The organism is Caulobacter sp. DWR1-3-2b1 (assembly GCF_049895765.1).
Taxonomy (GTDB): domain Bacteria; phylum Pseudomonadota; class Alphaproteobacteria; order Caulobacterales; family Caulobacteraceae; genus Caulobacter.
Window position 1 is genome coordinate 29,489 of the sequence record NZ_JAFCSZ010000017.1, and the last position, 14,082, is coordinate 43,570.

The following is a 14,082-nucleotide window of genomic DNA, read 5'->3' on the forward strand; positions in this document are numbered from 1 at the left end:
TCCGGTCCTGCCGGAACGTGGAGAGCAGCGGGCGAATTTCTGTCCGGCACCTGTTGCATAGGCTAATCTGTTAGCGCTACCATTTGTCAGACATAAAAGGATCTTGTGCGGCCAGGCGATGAGCATGCGGGGCGTTCTCCGCAGCACTCAAGGGTGGGCCGGCTGTGAGGCGCGGCGGCTTTGGCCACTCCTGTCTCGCGCCGGTCAATTCGGACATCCGTCACCGGATCAACAGGCAAAAGGGAGAAACACCATGAGAAGTCATGATTTCGCGCTGTCCAATCGTCTGACAGGGCCTCTTCGCGCGGGGCTCGGCGCGATGGCCTTGGCGCTGGTCTTTGCGGTCGGGGCTCAAGCCCAGGACGACAGGATGACGCCGATCCCTATCCCCGCCCAGCCTGACGCAATCTTGCTGGACACAGGCCCATTGCCGGGCGCGATCGCGCCGGAAGCGTGGCACCGCCAGTACAACAGCGTCTTTGCTCGCAATGTCACGGTCGCGACGCTGACGCCCTTCCTTCCGGATCCGGCCAAGGCGACGGGATCGGCGGTCATTGTCGCCCCGGGCGGCGGGTTTCGCACCCTGTCGATGGAAAACGAAGGCTGGGATGTCGCCCGTGCCCTCGCCGACAAGGGCGTGGCCGCCTTCGTGCTCAAATACCGGCTCAACCCGACCCCTGAGGACATGCCAGGCTTCGAGCGTTCGATGACCCAGATGTTCTCGGCGACCGCGCAGAGGCCACGACCCGACGCGCAGGCGATGGTCGCCGGCCTGGCTCCGCAGATCGCTGACTCGCGCGCGGCCTTCGCCCTTGTGCGCCAAAGGTCGGGTGAGTGGCGGATCGACCCGGATCGCATCGGCATGGTCGGCTTTTCGGCCGGGGCCATGCTCACCTTGGCTACGACGCTGTCGGGGCATGACGCCAAGCCGGCCTTCATCGGCCTGATCTACGGCCCGCTGTCACCCGTGACCACCCCGGCCGACGCCCCGCCAATGTTCGTCGCCCTCGCCGCAGACGATCCGTTCTTCGCCAACAGCGGCGTGGGGCTGATCGATAGCTGGCGATCCGCCAAGCGCCCCGTCGAGTTTCACCTCTATGAGCAGGGCGGACATGGCTTTGGCATGTATCAAAAGACCACGACCAGCACCGGTTGGTTTGACGCATACCTGCGCTGGCTCGGCATGCACGGCATGCTGAAGTCGAAATCCTGAGAGTTCTTGGCCGGCCTTACAAACGCGGGCCGGCCTTTTGCACAGACGAGCGCCTCACCCTATCGGCCCACGTCCAGAACCCCGATACACAGACGCGGCGGGCCCCAAATCGGAGCGGGATCTCGCGCAGCGTGGCCACGGGCTGCCCAGCACGTCGGCTTCGGTCGCAGCCTAATTTGGCGAAGGCGGCCGCGCACTCGGGCAGTAGCTGTCGATGAAAGCCTGATGGCTGGGCATCTCTCGGACGGCCCGTTCGATGCTGCCCTTCAGATCGCCCAGCGCCCTCTTCAGCTGCTCGGGCGGCACCAGATGACCCATCATGTGGTGACTGCTCGGCTCGACCTTTTGGCCCAGAAGCACCTGTAGCCAGGAATCGACCTGAAATAGTTCCCCGGGCGTCTGGTAAACTTGGGCGCTCTCGCGAAATAGAGCGATGCGCTGAGCCAAGCTATCGGGGATCTCCATAGTTCGGCAATAGTCCCAGAACGGACTGTCAGTCCGCTCGGTCGCCTTGTAGTGCAGGATGATGAAGTCACGGATCTTCTCCAACTCATCCTCGGCTAGCCGGTTATAGCGTTCGACCAGGGCGTTGGTGACGCCGCCAAACGGAAACAGCTGCATCAGTCGGGTGACGCCGATCATGATCATATGGATCGACGTGGACTCCAGAGGCTCCACGAAACCGCTGGCCAGGCCCAGGGCGACGCAGTTCTTGCTCCAGGTTTTTCGGCGACGGCCGGCCCCATACCGGATCACGCGTGGCTCGATCAGCGGCTCGCCCTCTATCTCGGCCAGTAGCTGGGCGCGGGCTTCATCATCCGACATATAGTCGCTGCAATAGACCAGACCGTTGCCGACCCGATGCTGCAGCGGGATCTTCCAGCGCCAACCAGCCCTGTGCGCGATGGCGCGGGTATAGGGGACAGCCGGCCCGGTAGAGGTGGTCTGTACAGCCAGGGCGCTGTTAGTTGGTAGCCAGGGACTCCAATCATCCCAGCCGGCCTTCAAGGTCTGTTCGATCAGCAGCCCGCGAAAGCCGGTGCAGTCGATGAAGAGATCGCCCTCGATGACCTCGCCGGACTCCAGGACCAGCGCTTCGATGAAGCCGTTGTCGGCCCGCTGGCTGACACTGGCGATCTTGCCCTCAAGCCGCCTCACACCCCTGCCCTCGCTCATCTTGCGCAGAAAGCGGCCATAGAGCGTGGCGTCGAGGTGATAGGCGTAGTTGGTTGTGGCTTCATTATCGGTGAAGAATTTTTCAGCCTCGGCAGCTTTCAGTTCGAAGCAGTAGTCGCCCAGGTCGCCGCCAAAGCCCTGGGCTCGGGCTTGCAGCCAGAAGTGATGAAAGCCGCCCATCCAGGTCGATTTGCCGACCTGCCCGAACGAGTGGATGTAACGGTCGCCGATCTGCCCCCAGTTCTCGAACGAGATGCCCAGTTTGAAGGTCGACTGGGTCTCGCGCATGAACTGCGCTTCATCGATGCCGAGCAGGGCGTTGAAGGTTCGCGCCGTCGGGATCGTCGATTCACCCACCCCCACCGTGCCGATGTCGTCGGACTCTACCAGGGTGATGTCGAGTAGCGGCCCCAGTTGCTTGGAGAGCGCGGCGGCCGCCATCCAGCCTGCCGTGCCGCCCCCGGCGACGACCACCTTCCTTACGACTTGCCCGCTCATGGCGCTCTTCCTCATGCCTATCGGTTCAGTCGGTCCAGAAGATAGGCGCGCAGCCGGCGCGCCTTGGCGAGGTCCATCGGCCCCAGCGCGCCGCGAGCGGCTTCGGGCAGATGGGCGCCGGCCTGATCTGGGGGGCCAAATAGGTAGTAGTCGAACAGGGCCTTCCAGCCCTGCTTCTCGAAATCGGGGCGATCGCGCAGGCTTAGCAAGCCGTGCAGCAGAGTGTTCATGGGTGTGTCCATGAAGGCCGGCGCGGCGTTCCACCAGTAATTCACCAGCACATTGAACGGATCGAGCGCCTCGACCTGATGCCACCATAGGGCCGGGTAAACCAGCACGTCGCCGGGTTCGAGGTCGGCCACCTGTGCAACGGCCAGGGCATCGCGAAAGCGCGGATGCCGGTCGAAGTCCGGCGCTTCGAAGTCGACCATGCTGACGACCTGCCCCCCTGGGGTCGGCTCCAGCGGGCCCGGATAGAGGTTGGCGACCTGATCCGGCGGAAACAGCGTGAAGCGACGATGACCCACAGCGCAGACTGCGATGTTGTTGGACATGTCGTAGTGGGCCGCGGCCACGGTGCGATTGCCGATCCAGAGGCCGGCCATCGGCGGCAGGGCGCCGAACGTCTCCACTCCAAGTCCAAGATCGTTCTCGGCGGCCAAGCCCGGCAAGAAGGCCCGCAGATCAGTTGAGCCCATATAGAGCGATGGCGCGTCAGCCTTGTCGAACCCGGCCTCGACACGCTGCAAAAACGCGTCGAGCACGATGCGCTCGGCCCGGAAATTCATTGCTGTCCGGCTGTCGTCGTAGAAGAAGCGCCCCCTGATCGCGGGCTCGCCAACATAGGCCAGCAACCGCTCGCCCCCGTCGTGGGCCAGCAGATAGTCTATGGCTGCCCGTGGCGACTCCAGCCCTAGGCGAACTAGCGGCCAGTCGCGCGCCAGTCCCTTCAACAACATCGGCGTCTGGCCGTGCAGCACCGCCTCGAACGGGATTTCAGCCGCCGAGGCGACCGTGGTTGTCAGAATTTTGCGCGGGGGCGAGGTCACGGCGTCGTAAGCCGCCGGTTTTTCAGTTCGACCAGATGTTGGACGTTCCCCAGCGACGAGATGATCCATTGGGCGGCGCGCAGAAGTCCCGCTTTGTGCATCCGCTCCAGGTCGGCGCCCGACAAGGCCGACAAACGGTCGGCGTCAATCGTGTGGAAATCGGGCAGGTCGTAGGACGCCCCGCCATCCAGGGCGATATTGATGTCGACCGGCGCGATCAGGTCCAGAGCGACGAAGGCGGCATACATCTGCGGCGCCACGTCCAGCCCGTCATAGATCGTCCCCAGCACACTCATCACATGCTGAAGGTAAGGCGCGTTACCGCCCGCAGGAAGGAACAGCGGCTGGCCCTCGCCAGAGCTGATGCGCGGGTGGTCCAGATCGACATGAATCATCGGCGCAGGTTCAGAGCCGTCGCCTGGATCCTGCAGGGCGATGGAAAACGCGCCCCGCTGCTGAACCGCAGGAACATAGCGAGCCCCCCACACCTCATCGTCGAGAAACAGATTTTCGTCCCGGTCCAGCCCCAGCAGGGCCACGGCCTGATAATCGCCGTTCTGATCCTTACGCAGCAGGATCGGATACTCGCGCTGGACCTCTTCGAATTCGGTCGGCAGCACCAGGGCGAGATTGATCGTGTCGCCAAACCTCGAACCATGTCCCGTGATCACACGCAGCTCGGCGTGATCGACATTATTGAGCAGCACTCTATTGGTCATACGCGCCTTCCGAGCCGGATCGGGCCTGAGTGAGGCCCGATCCTAAGCTGATCTCGAAGAAAAAGGCCGCTGCGAACAGCGACCTTTCCCCTCGTCCTCCAGACGTTCGGTCTAGAAGCGGTAGCGAGCGCCGAGGAGGAAGCGCCTGTCCAGCTCCTGCGCGAACCACAGTTGGTTCACATCACGTCCGTAGGTACGCAGGCTTTCGCGAGTCAGGTTGATGCCTTCGAACGAAACGGCCAGCTTTTCGGTCACATCATAGCTGATGTTGAAGTCCAGCTGGCCGAAGGGCTCGACGAACACCGGGTTACGCGAACCACCGCGGTTGGTGGCTTGCAGGAACCGGTCGCGCCAGTTGTAGGCCAGGCGAGCTGACAGCCCGTTCTTGTCGTAGATCAGGGTCGCGTTGGCAGTGTCGCTCAGACCCAGCAGGGCAAACTGGTCCTGGCCAGGATCTGACGCGATGTCGAAGTCGACGTCGCCGCGAACCATGGTGTAGGCGCCGGCGACGCCCAGGCCGGTGTCACCGAAGAAGTGCTGGGCGGCGACTTCGAACCCATGGATCTTGCCGGTCCGGTTGTTGATCGGACGCGAGACGTTGAAGTTAAACAGCGGATCCTGAGCGTTCGGCTCGATATCAAAAGCCGCCAGGATCTGATCGGCATAGGCTTGGTTCAGGTCGCCGCTCGGACCGCGATTGGCCTGGAACGCAGCCGTTGCCGCCGCCACCGAGCCGGTCTGCTGGATCAGAGCGGTCATCGTGAACAGGTTCACGTCGGTCTGGTTGGCGCCGATCGCGGTCAAGCTGGCCCGGGCGTTGCCGGATCGGGTGCCCGCCGCGCCGGAGCTGGCGTCACGCAGACCAAACAGGTTCTGGGTGACGGTGCCCGTGCCGACGAAGTTGTTCACGCGTTTTTCGAAGAAACCGGCCGAGATGTAGCTGCTCGGCTTGTAGTACCACTCCAACGAAACATCGAAGTTGTCAGAGATCAGCGGCTCCAGATCCGGGTTTCCGCTGGTGCCGAGCGGGATAGCGCCGTTGGCGACCGGACGGTTGGGCGCGCCGGCCGTTTGCGAGGCAAACAGGCTGCCGTAGTCAGGGCGGGCGATGGTGCGGCTGAAGGAGAAGCGCCCGACCAGGTCGTCGGTCAGGTCGACCTGGAAGTCCAAGGACGGCAACAGGTTGCTGTACTTGCCGTCGCCGGAGACGGGAACGTAGGTTGCCGTGGTATCGACACGGAAGTCGTTGTCCGCCGTCCAAACGATGGCCCGGGGCGTGCGGATCAGTGAAACCGACTCAACGTCAGTCTGCTCATAGCGCACCCCGGCGACGAGCGTAGCCCGACGCCCAGCCAGTTCCGCCTTCCAGGTAAGCTGGGCGTAGCCAGCCATGATGTCTTCATCGACGCGGTTGTTATCCTGGCCCGTGACGCCCACCGCGTTGCCGCGCGCCGTGTAGACGGGCGACAGAGCGTTGTAGAGATCGATGGCGTCAGCGCGGAACGAGGTCAGGCCGGCCCCGGACTGTTTGGGATCGTAGGTATTAAACTGACAAGCCAGGCAGAAGCTGGTCACCAAGTTGCCGGCGTACTGCTGCACGTCACGCGGGCTGGAGATACCCCAACTGCCAAGGTCTTGCTGGGTGTTGAGGCTGGTCTGGACCATTTTGGACGTACGGTAATCGACACCGAAGTCAAAGCGGCTACCGTTGTCATCCAGGTCCCAGGTCGCATCGGCGCGGAATTCCTTGATGTCATGCTGCTGGCGCTGGGCCGAGGTGCGGGCGACTTGGCTGCCCAGGTCGCCGGCGTCAAGAACCCCGTTACCGTTGCCGCGCGGCGCGGCGTCGTTGATGGCTATGGTCTGGACCGGGATCTTACCGCTGTAGTCGACCGAGTGCGCGGAGACGATCGGTGCGCCGATGCTGACCGAGGTCATGCTGGTGCCGTTGCGGCCGTCGGGCGAGCTGTCGGTTTTCGAAACATGCCCGTCGACATTGACCCGGAACGTTTCGCTCAGCTCCCATTCAGCGTTCAGGCCGTAGGACTCTAGGGTGTCCTTGTTGGCCCGGAACTGCTGTTCGAAGCCCATGTCTTTGGTGCCGCTCAGCGTTTCCTGCAGCAGCACTGCGGTAGCGACGACGGGATTGCCGTCGAAGGTCACGCGGTCGAACGGACGATTGAACCAGTTGGTGCTGTCGTTGCGGCGCTCGTAGGCCTTGTTCTGCGCATACAGCGCATCACCCGTAAGGGTCAGGTTGTCGGTTGGGCGGAACTGCACCGACAGCTGACCATTGATACGCTCCCGTTCGCCTTCGGCGAAGTGGTAGCGGCTGTCATTGGGAATCGCGACGAGGACATTGCCGTTGGCAGGCGCATTGGTGATCTGCGTCGTGCCGTTGTTACGGACGAACCCGTTGGCCGGATTGATGAAATCGGAATAGCGCCGGATATTCCAGTCGTTGGACGTGGCGCTGCGGCCCGTGAAATTACGCTTCTGATAGCTACCGAACAGACCGATACCGAACTTCTCGGAATCGTCGAGCCAGTTGAGCAGGCCTGAAATCTCAGGCGTGAACTTGTCGGCGCCTTCCTGGCTCTTCTCGACGCCTTCGTCATAGACGCCTTTGATTCCCAGGCTACCGCTGAGGCCTGATTTGCCGTCCAGTGGGCGGCGGGTCTTGACATTGATCGTGGCGCCGATGCCGCCCGACGGGATCGCAGCGCGGCCCGTCTTGTAGACCTCAAGCGTGGTGACGCCTTCCGAGGCGAGATTGGAGAAGTCGAACGAACGGCTGGTGCCGCCAGCAAAGTCGGCCGACTGGTCGCCGCCGACGGTGGCGACATTGGCGGTCGGCATGGTCCGGCCGTTGACCGTCACCAGATTGAAGCCGCCGCCGAAGCCGCGCACCGTCACTTGGGAACCCTCACCGTTGGTCCGGTCGATGGACACCCCGGTGATGCGTTGCAGCGATTCAGCCAGGTTGGTGTCGGGGAATTTGCCGATGTCTTCGGCCGAGATCGCGTCAACTACGCCGCTGTTGGTACGCTTTATCTGGATTGCGCGCTCAAGCGACGCGCGAATGCCCGTGACGACAACCTCGTCCACCGTCTGGCTGTCCGCAGCCTGACGTGCCTGGGCATGTCCAGCCGTGAGCATCGCTGACAGCGCTATCAAAGATACAGATGTCGTGAGTCGTCGTTGCCGCTTCATGATCGTTTCCCCGCGCGTGCCGCCCGATGGTGGGCTTATTTATTTTTACAACGCTGTCAAAATTTGCACGGCAGCGGGTGTTTCGACCCAAGCGGGACAACCTAACAACGAAGGTGACGGTAGCGGTAACATCGATATTTGGGATCGTCAAGCGGCGCAGATGTTCCGAAAAATGACTTTGACAGCGCTATTTTAACAAATCTTCGACAATGGGAATGACCGGCTGAGACATTTTTCGCGGCGTGATAATTTTACAGATGAAGTATTTTTTGCCCCAGAAAGCACAGCCTGAACGACGCCTGTGCTGCGAGCTGTGGAACGGAATCCGACGCAACGCTGCTTAGGTGCGTCTCGCCAACAGACGGTCGCTGGGAATGGGGTCGACAGGGCAGTTGGCGGTGATGGCTGATGCAAAGGATCCCCATTCTGGATCAAGGCGAAGCCCTGCCGCGCCGTCTTTCCCGTTCACCACGAGCTGACTCGGCGGTTCGCGACGCCCTATGAGCGAAGAGAGCTGCGGTTGCGCTACGACGACTCCCATACCCTGGCGCGCCAGCGGTCGCCGGGGTCCCTGACCTCATCTCGGTCAGGACGATATCCACCATGGCGTCGCCAACGAGGTGGAGGCCCGGCCGACACGTGCCGTCGCTGCGCATAGCGGACCACGGCCAGGCCCCAACGACCAGCATCTGGCCCAGGCAGCGATCACTCTGCTGGGTGATGCCGCTGAGCCGCTCCTGGGTGAGAGGTTTGGAACGAGGTCTTGGACATTCGATGACGGGCGAATGGGAGCCTCACGCTTTTTCGGCGAGTCCTAACTCGGCGCAGCGCTTGGTTTCGCCAGCAGACCATCCAGCGGCTGCAGCACACCGTTGCTGGCCAGGCTTTCCTGCCCCGTGATACGCGCGCTGGCGCCGTCAGAGGCGGTGGCGATCAGATCCTCGCCGCTCCGCGTAAACGTCAATAGATTCCCTCCCATGGTTCGCATCTGCGCGCCCTTGCCCGCGGACCGGTCAACGGCCGCGACTATGTCAGCGCGTGTGAGGGCTCCGGGCACGATGTGAGCGCGCAGCAGGGCCGCTCCCTCAGCCTTCATGGCTGGGTCTGCGAAATTCGCGCCCGTCGCGCCATTGAGAGCAGGGTCTACCGGGGCGAACACAGTGTATTGACCCACCCCGTCCAGGGCTGCGCCGAGGCCAGAGCTGTTGAGCACCATAGCTAGACCGCCATAGGCCTTGTCGGCTTGCAGCGCGGCGGCCAGTGTCCGGTTCGGCGCGCTGGCTTGCACGTCCGCTGTGGATTTCTCCGCCCCGGACTTGTCTGGGCGGTCACCACAGCCAGCGAGAGCAAGTATGGCGAAAGTTGTCAGCGCCAAGCGCGTCATGATTGCCATTTCACGTTTCCCGCTCAAGGCGGACGTTGCCGGCGTGACCTCTCGCGGGAGCTCCCTCCGCCGGCGCCAAGTTTCGAACTTTGCCTGCGCTAGCGTCCCGTTCTGGGCGAAATGGCTCGCCTATGTAATCTGGACCGATCCGACCCCCTCGCCGGCCCTCCCGAACCAGACCTTCCCAACGTCCGAGAAGAGTGGTGGGCTCAATCGGTGACCGGTTGACTGACGGCTCCTTTAGCGCCTCTCGCTCGGATGCGGCCTGACTGCTAAGTGCTCGCGCGTGCGGTCCTGGCCGCCGAACTGGCAGGCCTTCGCAGGCAACTTGCCTGAAAATGCCGAGGCAAGTGCGTAATGGACGGTTCGAAAACACAATGAATTCAATAATAACAGTCGGCGTCGACGCCGACGATACCCTCTGGCACAGCGAGAGCCTGTTTCGCCTGACTCACAAGCGGTTTGTAGACCTGCTGGCCGAACACGGCGACGAGGAGCGCATCAACGCGCAGCTGGCGGCAACCGAGAAGCGCAATCTTCGGCTCTATGGCTACGGGGCCAAGGGCTTCACCCTGTCGATGATCGAGACGGCCATGGAGCTGACGGATGGCGAGGTCTCGACCCGGGTGATCCGCGAGATCCTGGCCGCCGGACGCGAGATGCTGACCGAGCCGGTCGAACCCCTGCCCGGTGTCGAGCACGCCCTGGCCGAACTCTCAAAGCGCTACCGCCTGATCCTGATCACCAAGGGCGATCTGCTGCACCAGGAGCAGAAACTGGCGGCCTCGGGCCTGGGCGATCTGTTCGCCGCGGTCGAAATCGTTTCCGAGAAGGATGCCGATACCTATCGCCGCACTTTCGCGCGGCACGGCACGGGGGCCGAGCAGGCGGTGATGGCCGGCAACTCGATGCGGTCCGACATCCTGCCGGCCCTGGCGGCCGGGTCGTGGAGCGCCCTGATCCCCTACCCGCTGGTCTGGGCCCACGAGGCGGCGGAAGCGCCGGTCGATCACCCGCGCTACGCCGAGCTGGCTTCGATCAGCGAGCTTCCGGCTTGGGTGGATCGGATCGCGACAGGCTGAGTTTGGCGATCCAGTCCCGCGCCGGGCGCTCGAAGAACACCAGCGACAGATATGCGATCGGGATCAGCAGCAGCACCCAGGCCAGCACCCACAGCCGCATGGCGTCGCCGTTCAGGCCCCACATCCCAAAGCCAACCCAGTTCAGCGCGATCTTCAGGGCGATGGGGTGCAGCATGTAGAGGGTGAAGCTCAGCTGCGCCCACGGCGCAAGACGGCGGGTCACAGGTCCGACCTGACCGGCGGCGTCGGCCGCCACCCCGGCGAAACCGATGGCGTACATCACCAGCAGCAGTAGACCGCGCGGCAGGCCCGCGCCAGAGCCGATCAGGAAAGCGGCCAGCAGGCCCCACATCACCCAAGGGGCCGCCGGCAGCTTGGCCAGCGTCGGACGGATCTGGAAAGCCAGCATGCCCAGCAGGAAACCCGGGACCGCGCGGGCGACGCCGAAATTATAGCTCCACTGCGAGAAGGTCTCGCCGTCGCGCGAGACCCAGAACAGCGCCACCAGGCTGCCGACCGCGCCGACGGCGGTCCAGATCCGGCCGCGCGCGGTGATCCAGAACAGCAGCGGGAGGGCCAGGTAGAGCCACATCTCGGCGCTGATCGCCCAGCTGACGAAGTTATAGGTCTGGGCCTTACAGACGCCCCAGGCGTGGATGAGCAGGATATTGGGGACAATGCAGGAAGCGTCGTAGCGCGAGGGGTCACGTTCGTTGATCAGCCCGGCCGAACCGGCTGCGGCGATGGCGACGAACACCATCAGCGTCAGCCAGTGTAGCGGTCCCAGCCGCGCCACCCGCTTCTTCAGAAAATCGCCGTACTTGGCGAGGCTTGTCAGGCGGCCGGTATAGATGGCGGCCATCACATAGCCGCTGATCACGAAGAACAGATCGACCACCAGGCTGAAGCTCTTGATCGTGTCGTCGGCCAGCTGCCAGCGGCCGTCCAGATTGATGAAGCGGTTGAAGTGGAAGACCACGATCATCAGCGCCCCGACGATCCGCAGGGCGTCCAGATGCAGCATCTCGTCGGAATCGGGCTTCAGCGGCGGCAGCTTGATCATGGCCAAGGAGTGGGCCGGGGCTCAGAAACGGTCAAGTTGGCGGTACGTGGAACAATCTGATTCAAGTCATGGTTTGGCTTGGAACTCAGCCACACCATCTATCGATCATGACCTTGCAAGCCGCACCCTTTACCGACGCCGAGATCGACGCCCTGGTCGAGACCTTCTACGCCAAGGTCCAGCAGCACCACCGCCTGGGTCCGGTCTTCCAGAAGGCGATCGGCGACGACGGCTGGCCCGAACATCTGGCGACGCTGAAGCGGTTCTGGGCCAACGTGCTGCAGGGCGGGGGCGGCTACAAGGGCTCGCCCATGGCCACGCACCAGCGGGTCGAGGGCATCAGTGAGGGCCTGTTCACACCCTGGCTGGGCCTGTTCCACGCCACCTGCGCCGAATTGTTTGACGCGCCGCGCGCCGCCCTGGTCGGAGCCAAGGCCGAGCGCATCGCCCGCAGCCTGAAACTGGGTCTGTTCTTCCGGCCCGAGGCCCTCGTTTGAGCGCGACCGGGTTCCGCCAGGCGCTGGTCGAGACCGGTTTCGTCCGCGTCGACGCTGATGAAGCCAAGACCCTGCTGGGTCGGGCCGCGGTCGCGGACTGGACCGCCTTCGCAAACAGCTGGAACGATCTTGGCCTCGATGGCTTGATGGCCGATGGCGGGCGCTATCGCAGGCGCCGCTTCGCCGCCTTCGATAGCGCCCGGAGAGGTGGTCCGCAAGCCCCACCAGCCGCACTATCAAAGCCGCGACTACAACGCCCTGAACGGCGGCGTGCAGCGCTGGTTCGAGCCGGTGACCGACGCCGTAGCGGACCATGCCGTCACCCGCGCGGTGATCCGGGTGGGGCTGGAGCTCTTTCATCCCGTTACCGAAAATCCGCCGACGTCGTGGCATGTCGAACTGCACCAGTTCCGCATCGAGGCTCTGGCCGGACAGGCGGGCCTGCCGACCCCGGAGGGCGCCCACCGCGACGGCGTCGACTGGGTGATCGTCATGCTGATCGACCGGATCAATGTGCTCAGCGGCGTGACCGACATCTTCGCACCCGGCGGCAAGAGCCTGGGCAGTTTCACCCTGACCGCCCCGGCCGACATGGTGCTGCTGGACGACCTGCGGGTACTACACGGCGTCACCCCGATCCGCCCCGAAGACCCTGACAGACCGGCCCTGCGAGACGTGCTGGTAGTGACATTTCGGCATGAGATCTAACTCCCGTCAGAGCTAGAGCATTTTCGACCTCATTGCCGCGAAAAGGGCTCTAAACTGCCAAGTCCAAAGGCTTCATCCTCCGCCTGCGATAGAATGATCGCGGTCGCAGGGTGTTGTAAGGAAGCGATGGCCATAATGAAGACGACCGGGCTGGCCTTCGCCGGCATCATGGGCATTATAGTTTTGTTTCAGGTCGCGCTCATCCTGGGCGCACCTTGGGGTCATTTGACACTCGGTGGCCAGTGGCAGGGCGCTCTGCCGCTGAAGATCCGGTTGATCCCGGTGGTTTCGGTTACCCTGCTGCTCGCCATGAACCGTATCGTTCTGGGCGCCAGCGGCGTGCGGCCTCGATGGGGCCCTCGTTGGCTGATCTGGCCGGTTTGCGCCTATTTGGCGGTCGGGATCGCCGTGCATATCGTCACGCCGTCAGCAGCCGAGCGAATGTTGTGGCTGCCGGTCCTGACGATCCTTTTTGGCCTGTCCTTGTGGATCGGGATCAGGCCTCCGCCGCTCCGCGCGCCTTGAACTCTGACGCCAGAAGATCAAAGACGATCCTGAAACGGCGACTCTTTTTGAGCTCGCGGTGCGCCACCAGCCAGATGGGAAACATCAGGGGCTCGAGGTCTGGCAAGGCCCTTGTGACCTTCGGCTCGGCGTCACCGATCGAGCCATCCAGGATGCCGATGCCGACGCCCTGCTTCACCAACTCCCACATCACCAGGTAGCTCTCGGTCAGGATCGGTAAGTTTCGCTCCGTCAGGGGCAGGCCCATAGCGATCAGACCTTTAAGGAACATGCCCGAGCCGTCGATGCTGATGAAGTCGGCATGGCGCAGGTCGCAAGGCAGGCGCGGGCTGCCGAGCCTTTCGAGATAGGCAGGCGTGGCATAGAGCCGGGCCGGTACGTCCCGGATTTTCAGCGCCACTAGGTCTGGCTCAACAGGGCGGAAGTTGCGGATGGCGATATCTGCCTCGCGCCGCCGCAGATCGCTGGCCCGGCTAGAGACGACGATCTCAACCTCGATCCCCGGATGGCTTATTCTCAGCCTCGCCAAGAAGGCCGGCAGGACGAAAGCTGCATAGATTTCGCTGGCTGCCAGCACGACCTTGCCCTCGACAGACTGGGTCTGGCCCGCCGCCGTCAGCGACATACGGTTGGCGGCCTCTCCCATCGCCCGCACATGATCCAGTAATTCCAGCCCGCTGGGGGTCATCGACAGCCCACGCCCGACACGCTCGAACAAGACAACACCCAGCTGACTCTGAAGCGCATCGACCTGCCGGCCAAGCGTAGATTGCGTCATCCCCAGGACCCGGGCGGCCGCAGACAACGACCCTTCTTCGGCGGTGATCAGAAAGGCTCGCGCCCGGTTCCAGTCGAATCCAATTGCTCGCCAATCCATGCAAAAATGCATATCATTCAAGTGTAAATACTCAATGTTTCTGCATGGATCTGGCGTCTAGAAGAAGGGCAGAGCCAC

General features: G+C 63.2%; 13 protein-coding genes. 6 read left to right on the top strand and 7 right to left on the bottom strand.

The annotated features are described in order from the left end of the window. The first annotated feature begins 253 nt into the window (after positions 1–253). Entirely contained in the window at positions 254–1,213 is a 960-nt protein-coding gene (locus ACP69S_RS14775) for an alpha/beta hydrolase (RefSeq protein WP_425998449.1), read from the top strand. Between the two features lie 171 nt (positions 1,214–1,384). Here ACP69S_RS14775 and ACP69S_RS14780 read toward each other — a convergent pair whose 3' ends face one another. The 4 genes from ACP69S_RS14780 to ACP69S_RS14795 form a co-directional block, all read right to left on the bottom strand. Next, positions 1,385–2,887 (bottom strand): tryptophan halogenase family protein, encoded by a 1,503-nt coding sequence (locus tag ACP69S_RS14780; protein WP_425998451.1) that lies wholly within the window; start codon positions 2,885–2,887, stop codon positions 1,385–1,387. Positions 2,888–2,904: 17 nt separating this feature from the next. Then, the gene (locus tag ACP69S_RS14785; RefSeq protein ID WP_425998453.1) at positions 2,905–3,936 is read right to left on the bottom strand and encodes a cupin-like domain-containing protein; all 1,032 of its coding nucleotides are present in this window, start codon (positions 3,934–3,936) and stop codon (positions 2,905–2,907) included. After that, positions 3,933–4,655 carry a SapC family protein gene (locus tag ACP69S_RS14790; protein ID WP_425998455.1) on the bottom strand — a complete coding sequence of 241 codons (723 nt, stop codon included), beginning with the start codon at positions 4,653–4,655 and terminating at the stop codon, positions 3,933–3,935. The genes ACP69S_RS14785 and ACP69S_RS14790 overlap by 4 nt, the downstream gene beginning before the upstream one ends. A gap of 111 nt (positions 4,656–4,766) precedes the next feature. Then, on the bottom strand, positions 4,767–7,868 hold the full coding sequence (locus ACP69S_RS14795; RefSeq protein ID WP_425998456.1) for a TonB-dependent receptor: 3,102 nt from the start codon (positions 7,866–7,868) through the stop codon (positions 4,767–4,769). Between ACP69S_RS14795 and ACP69S_RS14800 the strand changes: the two genes are divergently transcribed. After that, entirely contained in the window at positions 7,807–8,064 is a 258-nt protein-coding gene (locus ACP69S_RS14800) for a hypothetical protein (RefSeq protein WP_425998570.1), read from the top strand. The genes ACP69S_RS14795 and ACP69S_RS14800 overlap by 62 nt on opposite strands. Before the next feature lie 618 nt (positions 8,065–8,682). Here ACP69S_RS14800 and ACP69S_RS14805 read toward each other — a convergent pair. After that, positions 8,683–9,261, bottom strand: a complete 579-nt coding sequence (locus ACP69S_RS14805) for a fasciclin domain-containing protein (RefSeq protein WP_425998458.1) — start codon at positions 9,259–9,261, stop codon at positions 8,683–8,685. 368 nt (positions 9,262–9,629) lie between these two features. Here ACP69S_RS14805 and ACP69S_RS14810 point away from each other — a divergent pair, with 368 nt between their 5' ends. Beyond that, positions 9,630–10,334 (top strand): HAD family hydrolase, encoded by a 705-nt coding sequence (locus tag ACP69S_RS14810; RefSeq protein ID WP_425998459.1) that lies wholly within the window; start codon positions 9,630–9,632, stop codon positions 10,332–10,334. Here ACP69S_RS14810 and ACP69S_RS14815 read toward each other — a convergent pair. After that, on the bottom strand, positions 10,291–11,397 hold the full coding sequence (locus ACP69S_RS14815) for an acyltransferase family protein (RefSeq protein ID WP_425998567.1): 1,107 nt from the start codon (positions 11,395–11,397) through the stop codon (positions 10,291–10,293). The two genes, ACP69S_RS14810 and ACP69S_RS14815, sit on opposite strands and share 44 nt — an antisense overlap. Positions 11,398–11,504: 107 nt before the next feature. Between ACP69S_RS14815 and ACP69S_RS14820 the strand changes: the two genes are divergently transcribed. The 3 genes from ACP69S_RS14820 (at position 11,505) to ACP69S_RS14830 (ending at position 13,127) form a co-directional block, all read left to right on the top strand. Next, positions 11,505–11,894, top strand: a complete 390-nt coding sequence (locus tag ACP69S_RS14820) for a group III truncated hemoglobin (RefSeq protein WP_425998461.1) — start codon at positions 11,505–11,507, stop codon at positions 11,892–11,894. Positions 11,895–12,101: 207 nt separating this feature from the next. Next, positions 12,102–12,602: a 2OG-Fe dioxygenase family protein gene (locus ACP69S_RS14825; RefSeq protein WP_425998463.1), complete on the top strand. Its 501-nt coding sequence runs from the start codon at positions 12,102–12,104 to the stop codon at positions 12,600–12,602. A 135-nt stretch (positions 12,603–12,737) separates the two neighbouring features. Then, positions 12,738–13,127, top strand: a complete 390-nt coding sequence (locus ACP69S_RS14830; RefSeq protein ID WP_425998465.1) for a hypothetical protein — start codon at positions 12,738–12,740, stop codon at positions 13,125–13,127. On the opposite strand, the gene ACP69S_RS14835 is transcribed toward ACP69S_RS14830, so the two are convergent. Continuing rightward, the gene (locus tag ACP69S_RS14835; protein WP_425998568.1) at positions 13,099–14,016 is read right to left on the bottom strand and encodes a LysR family transcriptional regulator; all 918 of its coding nucleotides are present in this window, start codon (positions 14,014–14,016) and stop codon (positions 13,099–13,101) included. The two genes, ACP69S_RS14830 and ACP69S_RS14835, sit on opposite strands and share 29 nt — an antisense overlap. Positions 14,017–14,082 lie beyond the last annotated feature (66 nt).